The 15,171-nt window shown below is 56.8% G+C and carries 13 protein-coding genes; 6 read left to right on the top strand and 7 right to left on the bottom strand.

Going from position 1 to position 15,171, the window contains the following annotated elements:
• Positions 1-215 precede the first annotated feature (215 nt).
• From pqiC to rlmKL, 5 genes are read right to left on the bottom strand one after another with little or no spacing between them, the layout of a single operon-like run.
• Positions 216-782, bottom strand: coding sequence for a membrane integrity-associated transporter subunit PqiC (pqiC, locus tag ACMWJS_RS00625; RefSeq protein ID WP_045908366.1), 567 nt, complete (start codon positions 780-782; stop codon positions 216-218).
• On the bottom strand, positions 779-2,419 hold the full coding sequence (gene pqiB / locus ACMWJS_RS00620; RefSeq protein ID WP_024907768.1) for an intermembrane transport protein PqiB: 1,641 nt from the start codon (positions 2,417-2,419) through the stop codon (positions 779-781). Before pqiB ends, pqiC begins: the two co-directional genes overlap by 4 nt.
• A 4-nt stretch (positions 2,420-2,423) precedes the next feature.
• Positions 2,424-3,677 carry a membrane integrity-associated transporter subunit PqiA gene (pqiA, locus tag ACMWJS_RS00615; RefSeq protein ID WP_414746445.1) on the bottom strand — a complete coding sequence of 418 codons (1,254 nt, stop codon included), beginning with the start codon at positions 3,675-3,677 and terminating at the stop codon, positions 2,424-2,426.
• 13 nt (positions 3,678-3,690) lie between these two features.
• Positions 3,691-5,598 (bottom strand): ABC transporter ATP-binding protein, encoded by a 1,908-nt coding sequence (locus ACMWJS_RS00610; protein ID WP_167212489.1) that lies wholly within the window; start codon positions 5,596-5,598, stop codon positions 3,691-3,693.
• A gap of 12 nt (positions 5,599-5,610) precedes the next feature.
• Positions 5,611-7,719: a bifunctional 23S rRNA (guanine(2069)-N(7))-methyltransferase RlmK/23S rRNA (guanine(2445)-N(2))-methyltransferase RlmL gene (gene rlmKL / locus ACMWJS_RS00605; protein WP_414746444.1), complete on the bottom strand. Its 2,109-nt coding sequence runs from the start codon at positions 7,717-7,719 to the stop codon at positions 5,611-5,613.
• A 98-nt stretch (positions 7,720-7,817) separates the two neighbouring features.
• On the opposite strand from rlmKL, the gene ACMWJS_RS00600 reads away from it, so the two are divergent.
• Entirely contained in the window at positions 7,818-8,927 is a 1,110-nt protein-coding gene (locus ACMWJS_RS00600) for a YcbX family protein (RefSeq protein WP_334755290.1), read from the top strand.
• Here the strand turns inward: ACMWJS_RS00600 and zapC are convergent.
• Positions 8,924-9,466, bottom strand: coding sequence for a cell division protein ZapC (zapC, locus tag ACMWJS_RS00595; protein ID WP_032651189.1), 543 nt, complete (start codon positions 9,464-9,466; stop codon positions 8,924-8,926). The genes ACMWJS_RS00600 and zapC overlap by 4 nt on opposite strands.
• Before the next feature lie 166 nt (positions 9,467-9,632).
• Positions 9,633-10,643 (bottom strand): quinone-dependent dihydroorotate dehydrogenase, encoded by a 1,011-nt coding sequence (gene pyrD, locus ACMWJS_RS00590; protein ID WP_023618346.1) that lies wholly within the window; start codon positions 10,641-10,643, stop codon positions 9,633-9,635.
• A gap of 248 nt (positions 10,644-10,891) precedes the next feature.
• Here pyrD and ssuE point away from each other — a divergent pair, with 248 nt between their 5' ends.
• The 5 genes from ssuE to ssuB are packed head-to-tail and all read left to right on the top strand — an operon-like array spanning position 10,892 to position 15,132.
• On the top strand, positions 10,892-11,467 hold the full coding sequence (ssuE, locus tag ACMWJS_RS00585; protein ID WP_008499940.1) for an NADPH-dependent FMN reductase: 576 nt from the start codon (positions 10,892-10,894) through the stop codon (positions 11,465-11,467).
• Entirely contained in the window at positions 11,460-12,422 is a 963-nt protein-coding gene (locus ACMWJS_RS00580) for a sulfonate ABC transporter substrate-binding protein (RefSeq protein WP_334755289.1), read from the top strand. The genes ssuE and ACMWJS_RS00580 overlap by 8 nt, the downstream gene beginning before the upstream one ends.
• On the top strand, positions 12,419-13,564 hold the full coding sequence (gene ssuD, locus ACMWJS_RS00575; protein ID WP_045908372.1) for an FMNH2-dependent alkanesulfonate monooxygenase: 1,146 nt from the start codon (positions 12,419-12,421) through the stop codon (positions 13,562-13,564). Before ACMWJS_RS00580 ends, ssuD begins: the two co-directional genes overlap by 4 nt.
• 9 nt (positions 13,565-13,573) lie before the next feature.
• Complete coding sequence (ssuC, locus tag ACMWJS_RS00570; RefSeq protein ID WP_414746443.1) at positions 13,574-14,365, top strand: aliphatic sulfonate ABC transporter permease SsuC; 792 nt, start codon at positions 13,574-13,576, stop codon at positions 14,363-14,365.
• Positions 14,362-15,132, top strand: a complete 771-nt coding sequence (gene ssuB / locus ACMWJS_RS00565; RefSeq protein WP_048027219.1) for an aliphatic sulfonates ABC transporter ATP-binding protein — start codon at positions 14,362-14,364, stop codon at positions 15,130-15,132. The genes ssuC and ssuB overlap by 4 nt, the downstream gene beginning before the upstream one ends.
• Positions 15,133-15,171 lie beyond the last annotated feature (39 nt).

Here is a 15,171-nt window from a genome sequence, read left to right as displayed (position 1 = left end):
AGTGTCTGCACTATCTGCACAGGCACAGATAACGAATACCCCGAATTAGTCGCATCGTCAATGTTCAAAATTCATACGGGTGTCATATTTGTGAGCTACCTGGAAGATCATTTGTACAAAAATTGTGACGTGGCACAAGTAACAACCTGAAGTGAAAACGAAAAAAAACCGCAATCAGCGACAGACCGATTGCGGTTTTTGATGATGAATTTTACTTATGGCAGCCGGGAAATCTCTCTCGCGATACTGGCCGACTCCTGCGCCCAACCCTGAGCCAGGACTTTCACCATTTCGTCATAGCCATCCTTCTGCTGCTTCAGCTCCAGATGGAAAGGACGCTTAATCAGCTGCCCCTGATGATTCAGCAACCACTCCCCGCTGATCACCACTGCACCGTCATAGCGGCCGTGGAAGCCCGTTACGGTGACGTTTAGCGTATCCTGATCGTTACCCAGCGGCTGCGACGCGACAACCCAGCCCGGAAGCTGGCTACCCAGATTGGCCACCAGCGTGTTGCGCAGCTGCTGATCCAGCGGGCTGGCCCACAGGTTGTTGGTCGCAATCACATATTTAACGTCGCTGGTCTGATAGACCACGCCGTTTCCTGCCAGATAATCCGGCACGGCAACCTGCTCAACCCACAGCTGGCGGTTTCCCTGACTCGCCGTGCTTTGCCCGCCGCTGTGGGTCGCCACAGGCAGCTGATAGTAGCTTTTATTCTCTACCCCTGAACTGCACGCCGTTAACAGCAGAGCGCCAACCATCAATAGCCACTTTTTCATTCTTTTGCCCTCTTCGGCTCAGGATCCTTTTTATCTTTCGCTTCGAACACCAGCGCGTTGCTCTTCTCGTTGAGCGTTTTCAGAACAGGCTGCAGTTCACGCAGGACCTGATCAAGACGCTGCATATCTGCCACCATCTTGTTATAGGCTGCTGAGCCCGGCTGGAAGCCCTGCATACTGCGGTTCAGCTCACGCAGCGTTTTCTGCATGTCCTGCGGCAGCTGTTGCATGCTCTGGCTCGCCGTGATCTTGTTGATGTTATCCAGCGTGGTTTGCAGGCGCTGCATTGTCTCCTGACTCTGATGTAACGACCCGGTCGCCGCTTCAATCATCGGATTCAGTGGCAGATTGTTGATCTTATCCAGCGTCTCCATCAGACGCTGCTGGATCTGCGCCAGGCCGCTGCTCACCGTTGGGATGATCTTATAGCCACCGAATTCACGGATACCGGTAATTGGCGGTGCTTTCGGGTAGAAGTCCATATCCACATACAGCGCACCGGTGACCAGGTTGCCGGTTTTCAGCGACCCGCGCAAACCGCGTTCCATCAGCTGAGAGATATGAGCTGCAATATCCTGATTTTCGCCAATCTGGTTTAGCAGACGCTCCGGCTCAATGCGGATCAGCACCGGAATGCGATAGTCATCATCCAGCATCTGGCTCAGACCCGGGACGAAGAACGGCACTTGCCCAACCGTACCGAGGCGAATACCGCGGAACTCAACAGGCGCCCCCGGCTGCAGGCCGCGAACGGAGTCTTTAAAGAACATCAGGAAGTCAACGTGATCGGTATAGAGCGCATCCTGAATGCTTTTTTGATCGTCAAAGAGACGGAAAGCGGTGTTCTCTGCGACCGGCTGCCCTAAATCCAGGCCTTCCGGCACGTCAAAACTTACGCCGCCGCCAAACAGTGTGGTCAGCGAACCCATTTCAACGCGCATACCTGCCGAGGTCAGATCCACCGCGATCCCGCTGTCTTTCCAGAAGCGGACATTGCTGGTGACCAGGCGATCGTTTGGCGCATTAATGAAGAGCTGATAGCTGATCGCGCGTTTCTGCGGATCAAATGTGCTTTTCTCAACCGACCCGACCCGGTAGCCGCGGAACAGAACCGGGTCGCCCGCCGTGAGCTGACCTGCTTTTTTGCTGTCGAGGATCACGCGGATACCTTTGGCATCAGGTGGCGCAAGCGGCGGTGAGTCCAGGAGCTGGTATTTGGCTGGCTGGTTACCCTTAGCGCCGGGCTGCAGCTCAATGTAGGCGCCCGAAAGCAGCGTCCCTAAGCCGCTGATCCCTTCTCGCCCCACCTGCGGCTTAACGACCCAGAAAACGGAATCGCCGTGCAGCAGTTTTTCCATGCCGGCATTAAGGCGCGCCTTAATCTCCACATGGGTTAAATCGTCCGTCAGGGTTGCGCTTTCGACCACGCCCACATCCACGCTACGGCTTTTGATGGTCGTTTTACCGCCCTCAATCCCCTCGGCATTGGTGGTTATCAGCGTCACTTCCGGTCCCTGATGACTGTAATGATAAAACAGGATCCAGGCACCGATCAGCGCAGTCACGATGGGAAAAATCCACACCGGAGACCAGTTTTTGACCTTCTGCACTTTCGCCTCTCCACTCTTATTTTCCATGCTCTTACTCTTCCTCATGGCTTGATTCAGGCTCACGATCCCACGATAAACGAGGGTCGAAGGTCATGGCCGCAAACATGGTCATGATCACGACCAGTGCAAACATTAAAGCCCCCATCGCAGGATAAATACTCATCAAACCGCCCATCCGCACCAGCGCAGAGAGAACGGCGATGACAAACACGTCAATCATTGACCAGCGTCCGACAAACTCGACCACTTCATAAATCAGGTGCATGCGTTCGCTATCGCGTTTCCCATGCCCTTTCGCATCCCAACAGAGCCAGGCGATGGCGATCATTTTTAATGTGGGCACCATAATACTGGCGATAAAGATGACGCCAGCGACCGGATAGGAACCTTCGCCCCAGAGCAGTATCACCCCGGCGAGGATCGTCGAGGGCATTTTGTCACCGAGCAAATCGGTGATCATGATTGGCAGAATATTGGCTGGCAGATACAGCATGACGGACGTGACCAGCAGCGCCATCGTCCACTGCAGGCTATTTTTACGGCGTACGTGCCCCTTTGTTTCGCAGCGCGGACAGACGTTGAGATCGGCGGGCAGCACGGCGGTACAGCACGGGCACGAGCGAAGCCCCTGGCGAATGCCGGGCACGCCGACCTTCACCGTCTGAGCAAGCGTCGGCGCTGGCGCGATATCGTCCCACGCCCAGCGTCGGTCCACACACTGGAAGGCGCGCAGCTGCAGAACGCAGTACAGACACCAGGGAATAAAGCTGCTGCCAATCCCCACGTCGCCGTACGCCATCAGCTTCACGAAGCTGACCAGAATCCCCGCCAGAAAAATCTCGGCCATCCCCCAGCTTTTGAGCTGAAAAAGAATACGCGCCAGTCGGATTTTCAGCGGTGCCGGCATCCTGACGCGGTTCACCAGCAAAAGGATGACGACCAGGCAAAAAGCCGGGACTATCTGGACAAACAGGAGAAAAAAGGTCCCCAGGCTGGCGTAATCTTCTGAGAACATCACACCCGGGATTTCAAGCAAATCCACCTGGCTGGTGATCCCCCCCACCTTCATATAGATGAAGGGGAAGAGATTGGAGAGGAGCAGCATAAACAAGGCTGCCAGAGCGTAAGCAGTGGGACGCTGCCGCGGCGCGTCCCACTCGGTTGTCAACGTCGCACCGCAACGTGGACACAGGGCTTTATGTCCGTGACCAAGCTCTGGCAACGCCACGAGCATATCGCATTGCGAGCATAAAATATGCCTGTCGGCATGGTGCTGGTCACACATATGTTATCCCTGTTTATGCGCCGTTTTTCAGAGACTCAAGGTACTCCCAGCGCTCAAATGCTTCTTCCAGGGCTTTTTCAGCCGCGGACAGTTCTGACAGTACTTTCTGAGTATAGTCATGCGATTGAGTAAAGAATGACGCATCAGCAACCTGTTTTTGCAGATCCTCAAGCGCAGCCTCCAGCTCTTCAAGACGCTGCGGTAGCCCCTCCAGTTCGCGCTGCAGGTTATAGCTTAGTTTAGCCGAGGTTTTCTTGACAGTTTCTGCTTTTGTTACAGCAGGTTCAGAACTTATTTTGGACTTTGACTGCTTCGTCGCCAGCGACTGTGCCTGCTGCCCTTTTGCATCGTGATAACCGCCGACATATTGACCAATTCGCCCTTCACCTTCGAAGATCCAGCACTCGGTCACGGTGTTATCAACGAACTGACGATCATGGCTGACCAGCATCACGGTGCCCTGATAGCCGTCAATCAGCTCTTCGAGTAATTCCAGCGTTTCGACATCCAGGTCGTTCGTCGGTTCATCGAGGATCAGCAGGTTGCTTGGCTTCAGGAACAGGCGCGCCAGCAGAAGGCGGTTTCGCTCACCGCCGGACAGCGCACGCACCGGCGTCATGGCGCGTTTCGGATGGAACAGGAAGTCCTGCAGGTAGCCCAGCACGTGGCGAGGCTTGCCGTTCACCATCACTTCCTGCTTACCTTCGGCGAGGTTGTCCATCACCGTACGGTCCGGATCCAGCTCCGCGCGGTGCTGGTCGAAGTAGGCGACCTCCAGCTTGGTCCCGCAGTGAATACGTCCGCTGTCGGCCTGCAGCTGGCCCAGCATCAGCTTCAGCAGCGTGGTTTTACCGCAGCCGTTCGGGCCGATGAGCGCAATTTTGTCGCCGCGCTGAACCTGCGCGGAGAAATCGTTCACCAGCACTTTACCGTCAACCTGATAGTTGACGTTTTCCATTTCAAAGACAATCTTGCCGGAACGGGACGCCTCTTCCACCTGCATTTTGGCGCTGCCCATCACTTCACGGCGTTCGCTGCGCTCGCGACGCATCGCCTTCAGGGCACGCACGCGGCCTTCGTTACGGGTACGGCGGGCTTTGATGCCCTGGCGGATCCAGACCTCTTCCTGCGCCAGCTTGCGGTCGAACTCGGCATTCTGCAGTTCTTCCACGCGCAGGTTTTCTTCTTTCTCCAGCAGATACGTATCGTAATCGCCGGGATAGGTCACCAGCTTGCCGCGGTCGAGGTCGACAATGCGCGTCGCCATATTGCGAATAAACGAACGGTCATGCGAGATAAAGATGATGGTGCCGCTGAAGGTTTTCAGGAAACCTTCCAGCCAGTCGATCGCTTCGATATCCAGGTGGTTGGTCGGTTCGTCCAGCAGCAGCACCTTCGGCCCGCTGACCAGCGCGCGGCCCAGGGCCGCTTTACGCAGCCAGCCGCCGGAGAGCGCCGAGAGCTCCATATCGGGTTCCAGGCCGAGCTGTGCCAGCACTTCATTAATGCGGTTTTCAAGCTGCCACAGACCGTGGTGATCGAGCATCTCCTGCACTTTCGCCAGTTCGTTGAGGTTTTTGTCGCTCGGATCGGTCATCACCAGATGCGAAATCTCGTGATAGCGCTTCAGGTATTCAGCCTGCTCGGAGATCCCTTCCGCCACGAAATCGTAAACGCTGCCGGTCACGTGACGCGGTGGATCCTGCTGCAGGCGGGAGACAATCAGATCCTGCTCGTAAACAATACGCCCGTCATCCAGCCCCTGTTCGCGGTTAAGGATTTTCATCAGCGTGGATTTACCCGCGCCGTTACGGCCCACCAGACAGACGCGCTCGTTATCTTCGATGTGCAGTTCTGCATTGTCGAGAAGCGGTGAGTCGCTGAAGGAGAGCCACGCGCCGTGCATACTAATTAAAGACATTTATTTTTCCTTTCAGACCGCGGTAATCAACCAGCAGTTATGGATTTGACGGTTACGGGCAAAGTCCTGAGACAGCGTTTTTTGGCTGATTTCTTGTGCTTTCAGTCCCAGGGCTGCTAAGCCGTCATGATCCATACGGAAGCCGCGTTTGTTGTTCGAGAACATAATGGTGCCGCCTTTGCGCAGCAGGCGCTTCAGGTCGGTCATCAGGCGCAGGTGATCGCGTTGTACATCAAAGCTATCTTCCATACGCTTGGAGTTGGAGAAGGTCGGCGGATCGATAAAGATCAGATCAAACTGCTCGTCGGTATCGCGCAGCCAGCCCAGCACATCAGCCTGCATCAGGCGATGCTGACGTCCGGTTAAGCCGTTAAGACGCAGGTTGCGCTCCGCCCACTCCAGATAGGTACGGGACATATCCACCGTGGTGGTGCTGCGCGCGCCGCCCAGACCGGCATGCACGCTGGCGCTGCCGGTATAGGAGAAGAGATTCAGGAAGTCCTTGCCTTTGCTCATCTGGCCCAGCATGCGGCGGGCGATACGGTGGTCGAGGAACAGACCGGTATCCAGATAGTCGGTCAGGTTGACCCACAGGCGCGCGTTGTATTCGCCCACTTCGATAAAGTCGCCCTTCTCGCCCATCTTCTGGTACTGGTTTTTGCCTTTCTGACGTTCACGCGTTTTCAGCACCAGCTTGTTTGGCGCAATACCCAGCACGGCGATGGTGGCGGCAATGACGTCCAGCATGCGCTGACGCGCTTTTTGTGCATCAATGGTTTTCGGCGGCGCATATTCCTGAATCACCACCCAGTTCGCGTAGCGGTCAACCGCCACGTTGTACTCCGGCAGGTCGGCATCGTACAGGCGATAGCATTCAATGCCCTCCTGCTTCGCCCACTTCTCAAATTTCTTCAGGTTCTTGCGCAGGCGGTTGGCGTAATCTTCCGCCACGCCGGACGGCTTGCTGTCGGCCGCCTTCTCCGCCAGATGGTAGTTTTTCTGCACGCAGTCCAGCGGGCCGTTTTTCGCTTTAAACTGGCGATCGGCGCGCAGCTGCAGGCAGCTCAGCAGTTCCGGCGAGGCGCTGAACAGAGACAGGTTCCAGCCGCCGAAGTGGTCCTTCATATTGCGGCCCAGCAGGCTGTGCAGGGCAATCAGCGCCGGTTCGCTATCGAGACGTTCGCCGTATGGCGGGTTGCTGATGACGGTACCGTACGGGCCTTTTGGCAGCGGGTTGGTCAGGTTGGCCACGTCTTTCACTTCAAAGGTGACCAGCTCGCCGATACCAGCACGGCGGGCGTTGCTGCGCGCACGCTCAATGACGCGAGGGTCGCTATCGGAGCCGTAGAAATGAGAGGTATATTCCGCCAGCCCCTTCCGCGCGCGGGTCTGCGCGTCGTCTTTGACCTCTTTCCAGAGCGCTTCATCGTGCTGCGCCCAGCCCTTGAAGCCCCACTGGCCGCGGTGCAGTCCCGGCGCGCGGTCGGTGGCCAGCATAGCCGCTTCAATCAGCAGGGTACCGGAACCACACATCGGGTCGAGCAGCGGCGTGCCCGGCTGCCAGCCGGAGCGCATCACAATCGCGGCCGCCAGGGTCTCTTTGATGGGTGCCATGCCGGTACGATCGCGGTAGCCGCGCAGGTGCAGGCCCGCGCCGCTCAGATCGAGGGAGATACTCGCCGTGTCGCCGTTCAGCCAGACGTTAATACGCAGATCGGGGTTTTCACGATCGACGTTGGGACGTTCCTTATTTTTACGCGTGAAGCAGTCCACAATGGCGTCTTTTACGCGCAGGGCTCCGTACTGGCTGTTGCGGATCTCGTCGTTCACGCCGTTGAAATGCACCGCAAAGGTGGCATTCGGGGTGAAGATCTCTGTCCAGTCGATCATCTGTACGCCGGTATAGAGATCAAGGTCGCTATAGACCTTGCACTCCTTCATCGGCAGCATGATGCGCGACGCCAGGCGGCTCCACATCAGGCTCTGGTAAATAAGCCGCGTGTCGCCCTCAAAATGGACACCACCCTGAACCACCTGGCACTCTTGCGCGCCCAGGCTTTCCAGTTCAGTTTTTAACAGCTCTTCCAGCCCACGGGCCGTACTGGCAAACAGAGAATTCATATCGTCACTTTTACTCTTAGAAAATTGTCGCGCATTATAGCTAATATGGCGTGTATGTCATAAAGTTGAAGGCTTATTTTCATTCGAGGGAGTGTGCAGTGGCGACGTTATCCAGGCTTTTTATTCATCCGGTGAAATCCATGCGCGGCATCGGCGTCTCTCACGCGCTGGCCGACATGAGCGGATTTGCCTTTGATCGTATTTTTATGGTCACCGAGCCTGACGGTACGTTCATTACCGCACGCCAGTTCCCTCAGATGGTTCGCTTTACCCCTTCCCCGCTTCACGACGGTTTGCACCTTACCGCACCGGACGGTTCCAGCGCGGTGATTCGCTTTGCTGATTTTGCGCCCGTCGATGCGCCAACGGAAGTGTGGGGTAATCATTTTACCGCGCGCATCGCCCCGGATGAGATTAACCGCTGGCTGAGCGACTTCTTTTCCCGTGACGTGCAGCTGCGCTGGGTTGGGCCTGAACTGACGCGTCGCGTGAAGCGCCACGATGCCGTTCCCCTCTCCTTCGCCGATGGCTTCCCGTTCCTGCTGACCAACGAAGCCTCGCTGCGTGATTTACAAGGCCGCTGCAAAGCCAGCGTTCAGATGGAACAGTTCCGTCCGAACCTGGTGGTGACGGGTGCAGAGGCCTGGGACGAAGATACCTGGAAAGTGATCCGCATTGGCAGCGTCATTTTTGACGTGGTGAAGCCGTGCAGCCGCTGCATTTTCACGACGGTCAGCCCGGAGAAAGGTCAGAAGCACCCTTCCGGCGAACCGTTGAAGACGCTGCAGTCATTCCGCACCGCGCAGGATAACGGTGATGTCGATTTCGGCCAGAACCTGATCCCGCGCTCCAGCGGCGCGATCCGCGTTGGTGATGAGGTAGAAGTGCTCGCCCGTGGGCCAGCAAGGGTGTACGGCTCGGGTCAGGAAGAGGAGTTTGTCGACGTTGAGACAAACGTCGCCGCTGCGGTAGAGATTCACTGGCAGGGCAACGTGATCCGGGGTAATAACCAGCAGGTATTGCTTGAGCAGTTGGAACAAGCAGGGATCCGCATCCCCTATTCCTGTCGCGCAGGAATTTGCGGATGCTGCCGCATCAGGCTGGTGGATGGCGAAGTGAGTGCGTTGAAAAAATCGGCAATTGGAAATGACGGCACAATTCTGTGCTGTAGCTGCGTCCCGAAAACGTCCGTACAGCTGGAAGCTTAAACCGCCTGCTCGAGGCTGAAGGCATCCACGCGAAGCTGGGGCTTCAGCCTGTCGTTCATAACCTTAATGGCATCCCCAAGCTGCATTGTCCGCCCGGCAATCGTCACGCCGGGCTGGGCCAGCAAACAGAGCGCGGCATTTTCGCCGGGCTCCACCACCAGCAGGCTCACCTCTTCTGCGGTATCGCTCAGATTGACGCTGGCCGCATCACCCGTTGCCGGGGTCCAGTTCATGCCGTGCGGCAGGAAATGCCAGCTCTTTGGCATTTGCGGTTTCAGGAAACGGATAGCCACCAGCGCATTTAATACCAGCTCGGCACGCTGCTCTTTCGAGAGCACCAGATCGCGACATTTTTCCTCAAAGGAGAAATACAGCGCAGCGTCATCAACGCAAAAGCCTGACGGGGAAAAGGCGTCCGGGGTTAACATTCGGCGGGCAAAACGAGAGCGAAACAACATGCCATTGGCTAAGTCGAGCATCATTCGGTCATGCTCGTCGCAAAAATACCAGCGCCAGTTATCGTCAGGTTTAATTCGCATGTTTCTCTCCCGTCCCCGAAACGTCCTGTACTAAAAATGTCCTGATCGCCGCTTCGTTTATAACACCATTAATAAAAGACTATAATGTCTAAATAAGCAACAGTGACGGAATATAAAACAACCAGGGCTGGAAATAAAGCCCTGGTTGTCTGATTAAGAGAAAAGATTAGATATGAGTAACAATTTCTTTAATCAGCGGCGGCCCTTTAAAAATAAAACCGGAATAGATTTGCACCAGTGACGCACCCGCTGCCATCTTCTCGCGCGCAGCAATCACCGAGTCAATGCCACCGACGCCAATAATCGGCAGACGGCCATTTAATTCCGCAGACAGAGCACGAATAATTTCAGTGCTTTTTAATTGCACCGGACGCCCGCTTAACCCACCCGCTTCGTCACAGTTTTTCATTCCCTGCACGAGGGAGCGATCGAGGGTGGTATTGGTCGCAATCACACCATCAATATTATGACGAACTAAACTGTCGGCAACCTGGATCAATTCTTCGGCAGAAAGATCCGGCGCGATCTTAACCGCGACAGGAACATATTTATGATGGATCGACTGGAGTTCATTTTGTTTATTTTTAATGGCACTCAGAAGATCGTCCAGCGCCTCACCATATTGTAAGGATCGCAGCCCCGGGGTATTGGGGGAAGAAATATTCACCGCAATATAACCGGCATAGGCGTAGACTTTTTCCATACAAATCAGATAGTCATCTTTACCCTGCTCGACCGGCGTGTCTTTATTTTTGCCGATATTGATGCCCAGAATTCCGTCAAAGTGGGCTTTTTTTACGTTCTCGACGAGATGATCAACACCGTGGTTATTGAAGCCCATGCGGTTGATCAGCCCTTCGGCTTCCACCAGTCGGAACAGGCGCGGCTTGTCATTTCCCGGCTGCGGGCGCGGGGTAACGGTGCCGATTTCAATGGAGCCAAAGCCCATCGCGCCCAGGGCATCAATGCACTCGCCGTTTTTGTCCAGACCGGCCGCCAGACCCAGCGGATTTTTAAAGGTCAGCCCCATGCATTGCACAGGTTTTACCGGCACATGCTGGCGCACCAACGCGGCCAGAGGCGTTCCGGTAATACGACGTAATTGCTGGAATGTCAATTCATGAGCGCGCTCAGGGTCGAGCTGGAAAAGGGCTTTACGAACGAAGGGGTAGTACATGAACTCTCCTGGATTCCCGGTGTGCAAACCGGGAGGGGATTATGGGCGATCCCGGCGCGAAAGGGAATTGACCTGCGGCAAAAAATCAGCGTAAAACGCAATCGTTTACCTCCCCGTCTATTTCTTATGCACTTTTTCGCATTTTAATTGCAGATAAATCATTTAGTGGAATAAACGCGCGGTGTCACACTCCTTAAAATTGTTATGAATGTTAGATAAAAGCAAACAATTAGTTATAAGGAGGAAGTATGCGCGTCATTACCCTGGCCGGAAGTCCACGATTCCCGTCACGCTCCAGCGCCCTGCTGGAATATGCCCGTGAAAAACTGAATGCTCTGGATGTGGAAGTGTGCCACTGGAACCTGCATAACTTCGAACCTGAAGATTTGCTCTACGCCCGTTTCGACAGCCCCGCGCTGAAAACCCTCATTGAGCAACTTAACGGCGCGGACGGCCTGATCGTGGCAACGCCCATTTATAAAGCCTCTTTTTCCGGGGCGCTGAAAACCCTGCTCGATCTGCTTCCGGAACGCGCGCTGGACGGAAAGGTGGTGCTGCCGCTGGCAACGGGCGGTACGGTTGCCCATTTACTGGCCGTGGATTACGCCCTGAAGCCGGTGCTGAACGCGCTGAAAGCGCAGGAGATCCTCCACGGCGTTTTCGCCGATGACTCACAGGTTATCGACTATCAGCACAAACCCCACTTTACGCCCAACCTGCAAACCCGCCTCGATAACGCTCTGGAAACCTTCTGGCATGCCCTGCATCGCCGGGATATCCAGGCCCCGGCGTTTGGTCAGCCTCAAGGAGTCGCCCATGTTTAAAATCTTAACCCGCATCGGACTGGCCGGTTTGATGGCATTTACCTCGCTGGCCCATGCCGCAGAAACGGCTCCGGAAAGCTTACGTATCGGCTATCAGAAAGGCAGCGTCAGCATGGTGCTGGCAAAAAGCCACCAGCTTCTGGAAAAACGCTTCCCGGACACCAAATTCTCCTGGGTGGAGTTCCCTGCCGGCCCGCAGATGCTGGAGGCCCTTAACGTGGGCAGTATCGATCTCGGCAGCACGGGCGATATTCCGCCAATATTTGCCCAGGCGGCGGGAGCGGACCTCGTCTATGTAGGCGTTGAGCCGCCCAAGCCGAAGGCCGAGGTGATCCTGGTGCCTGAAAACAGCGATATTAAAACCGTCGCCGATCTCAAAGGCCATAAGGTCGCATTCCAGAAAGGTTCCAGCTCACACAACCTGTTGCTGCGTGCCCTGCAAGAGGCCGGGCTCAAGTTCACTGACATTCAGCCTGTTTACCTGACGCCTGCCGACGCGCGCGCCGCGTTCCAGCAGAAGAACGTTGATGCCTGGGCCATCTGGGATCCGTACTACTCCGCCGCATTACTGCAGGGCGGCGTTCGCGTGCTGAAAGACGGTACCACGCTGAAGCAAACCGGCTCGTTCTATCTGGCCGCGCGCCCTTATGCGGAAAAGAACGGCACATTTATTCAGGGCGTGCTGGATACCTTTACCCAGGCCGATGCCCTGACTCAGAGCCAACGTCAGGAGAGCATTGCCCTGCTGGCGAAAACCATGGGCTTACCTGAGCCGGTGATCGCGAGCTATCTCAACCACCGTCCGCCGACCACCATTACGCCCGTTGACGCGCACGTCGCCGCGCTTCAGCAGCAAACGGCCGACCTCTTCTATCAAAATCACCTGGTTCCAAAACAGGTCACTATTCGCGAACGCATCTGGCAACCCGCAGGCAAAGAAGGAGCTAAATCATGAGTCTGAATCTTTTCTGGTTTTTACCCACCCACGGTGATGGACACTATCTTGGCACAGAAGAGGGTTCACGCCCGGTTGACCATGGCTACCTGCAGCAGATTGCTCAGGCAGCAGACCGAATCGGTTTCACCGGGGTGCTGATCCCAACCGGACGGTCATGTGAAGATGCGTGGCTGGTCGCCGCGTCGATGATCCCGGTCACCCAGCGTCTGAAGTTCCTGGTCGCGTTACGCCCGAGCGTCGTCTCCCCCACCGTGGCGGCACGTCAGGCGGCAACGCTGGACCGACTGTCCAACGGCCGCGCCCTGTTTAACCTGGTGACGGGCAGCGATCCGCAGGAGCTGGCGGGCGACGGCGTGTTCCTCGACCATACCGAACGCTATGAGGCCTCCGCCGAGTTCACCCGCGTCTGGCGACGTCTGCTGGAAGGGGAAACCGTCACCTTTGAAGGCAAGCATATTCACGTTCGCGACGCGAAGCTCTACTTCCCACCAGTTCAGCAACCGCGCCCGCCGCTCTATTTTGGCGGGTCGTCGGATGTGGCGCAGGATCTGGCCGCAGAGCAGGTCGATCTCTATCTGACCTGGGGCGAACCGCCTGAGCTGGTAAAAGAAAAAATTGCCCAGGTTCGCGCGAAAGCGGCCGCCCATGGCCGCAAGGTGCGCTTCGGTATCCGTCTGCATGTGATTGTGCGCGAGACCAATGAAGAAGCCTGGCAGGCGGCGGACCGCCTGATCTCCCATCTGGATGATGAAACGATCGCCAGAGCCCAGGCCGCATTTGCCAAAACCGACTCCGTCGGGCAGCACCGGATGGCGTCCCTGCACAACGGCAAGCGCGAGAATCTGGAGATCAGCCCGAACCTGTGGGCAGGCGTCGGCCTGGTACGCGGCGGTGCGGGCACAGCGCTGGTCGGCGACGGCCCGACCGTGGCCGCGCGCATCAATGAATACGCCGAACTGGGCATCGACAGCTTTATTCTCTCCGGTTATCCGCATCTGGAAGAGGCGTACAAGGTGGGCGAACTGCTGTTCCCGCACCTGGATGTCGCCATTCCGGAGGTGCCACAGCCGCAGCGGCTTCAGCTTCAGGGCGAAGCCGTGGCGAACGAATTCATTCCACGCAAAGCCGCACAGAGCTAAGGAGTGATCATGTCTGCCACCTCACAAAAATGGCTGCTGCGCGCCGCGCCGTGGTTTTTACCCGTCGGCATTGTGGCGCTCTGGCAGCTCGCATCGTCTACCGGCTGGCTGTCGAGCCGCATTCTGCCCTCTCCGGAGGGCGTTGTAGAAGCGTTCTGGTCGCTGAGCGTTAGCGGAGAGATGTGGCAGCACCTGGCGATCAGCTCCTGGCGCGCCGTGATCGGGTTTTCCATCGGCGGCAGCATCGGGCTGGTCCTGGGCCTGATCAGCGGCCTTTCACGCTGGGGTGAACGGCTGCTGGATACTTCTATCCAGATGCTGCGTAATGTGCCGCATCTGGCGCTGATCCCGCTGGTCATTTTGTGGTTTGGAATTGATGAGAGTGCCAAGATCTTCCTCGTGGCGCTGGGCACGCTGTTCCCGATTTACATCAATACCTGGCACGGCATCCGCAATATCGATCGCGGTCTGGTAGAGATGGCACGCAGCTACGGCTTATCGGGTTTTTCCCTCTTTATTCATGTGATTCTGCCGGGCGCCCTGCCCTCCATTATGGTCGGCGTGCGTTTTGCGCTCGGCCTGATGTGGCTGACGCTGATTGTGGCGGAAACCATCTCAGCCAACTCCGGGATTGGTTATCTGGCGATGAACGCCCGTGAATTCCTGCAAACGGACGTGGTGGTGGTTGCCATTATTCTTTATGCCCTGCTCGGCAAACTCGCTGACGTCAGCGCCCAGTGGCTGGAGCGCAGCTGGCTGCGCTGGAACCCGGCCTATACCCTTCAGGAGGCGAAAGCATGAATACGGCACGACTGAATCAGGGGACCCCGTTACTGCTGAACGGCGTCACCAAACGCTACGGCGAAAACACCATTCTTAACGGGCTGGATCTGCATATTCCCGCCGGACAGTTTGTGGCCGTTGTCGGTCGCAGCGGCGGCGGCAAGAGTACGCTGCTACGGCTGCTGGCCGGTCTGGAAGCCCCCAACGGTGGCGACATTCTGGCAGGGACAACGCCGCTTGCGAATATCCAGGACGATACCCGCATGATGTTCCAGGACGCGCGGCTGCTGCCGTGGAAAACGGTTATCGACAATGTCGGGCTTGGCCTTAAGGGCAGCTGGCGGGATGAAGCCCGCCAGGCGCTGGCCGCCGTTGGGCTGGAAAATCGCGCCGATGAGTGGCCTGCTGCCCTTTCGGGTGGACAGAAGCAGCGCGTGGCGCTGGCGCGGGCGTTAATTCACCGTCCGGGCCTGCTGTTGCTCGATGAACCGCTGGGCGCGCTCGACGCCCTGACGCGAATCGAAATGCAGGATTTGATTGGATCCCTCTGGCAGGCGCACGGCTTTACGGTACTGCTGGTGACGCATGACGTGAGTGAAGCCGTCGCAATGGCCGACCGGGTGCTGTTAATAGAGGAAGGGAAAATCGGTCTGGATCTGACGGTGGATCTTCCGCGGCCTCGTCGCGTGGGTTCGGCAAGACTGGCGGAGCTGGAGGCTGAGGTATTGGATCGGGTGATGAAGCGAGGGGAAACGGAGTTGCGGCGAGTTAAGGCTAATGTCTGATCCCCTCACTCCGGCCCTCTCCATGTGGGAGAGGGAGAA

Source organism: Enterobacter sp. HK-058-C-ECC, assembly GCF_047531125.1.
Classification (GTDB): Bacteria; Pseudomonadota; Gammaproteobacteria; order Enterobacterales; family Enterobacteriaceae; genus Enterobacter; species Enterobacter quasiroggenkampii.
The sequence above is the reverse complement of the archived record's forward strand: the minus strand, read 5'-3'. Positions and strand labels throughout refer to the sequence as shown.

Bases quoted from the DNA above. Each gene is read 5' to 3' on its own strand.
- pqiC (WP_045908366.1), bottom strand. From the start codon at position 782: ATGAAAAAGTGGCTATTGATGGTTGGCGCTCTGCTGTTAACGGCGTGC.
- pqiB (WP_024907768.1), bottom strand. From the start codon at position 2,419: ATGGAAAATAAGAGTGGAGAGGCGAAAGTGCAGAAGGTCAAAAACTGG.
- pqiA (WP_414746445.1), bottom strand. From the start codon at position 3,677: ATGTGTGACCAGCACCATGCCGACAGGCATATTTTATGCTCGCAATGC.
- ACMWJS_RS00610 (WP_167212489.1), bottom strand. From the start codon at position 5,598: ATGTCTTTAATTAGTATGCACGGCGCGTGGCTCTCCTTCAGCGACTCA.
- rlmKL (WP_414746444.1), bottom strand. From the start codon at position 7,719: ATGAATTCTCTGTTTGCCAGTACGGCCCGTGGGCTGGAAGAGCTGTTA.
- zapC (WP_032651189.1), bottom strand. From the start codon at position 9,466: ATGCGAATTAAACCTGACGATAACTGGCGCTGGTATTTTTGCGACGAG.
- pyrD (WP_023618346.1), bottom strand. From the start codon at position 10,643: ATGTACTACCCCTTCGTTCGTAAAGCCCTTTTCCAGCTCGACCCTGAG.
- ssuE (WP_008499940.1), top strand. From the start codon at position 10,892: ATGCGCGTCATTACCCTGGCCGGAAGTCCACGATTCCCGTCACGCTCC.
- ACMWJS_RS00580 (WP_334755289.1), top strand. From the start codon at position 11,460: ATGTTTAAAATCTTAACCCGCATCGGACTGGCCGGTTTGATGGCATTT.
- ssuD (WP_045908372.1), top strand. From the start codon at position 12,419: ATGAGTCTGAATCTTTTCTGGTTTTTACCCACCCACGGTGATGGACAC.
- ssuC (WP_414746443.1), top strand. From the start codon at position 13,574: ATGTCTGCCACCTCACAAAAATGGCTGCTGCGCGCCGCGCCGTGGTTT.
- ssuB (WP_048027219.1), top strand. From the start codon at position 14,362: ATGAATACGGCACGACTGAATCAGGGGACCCCGTTACTGCTGAACGGC.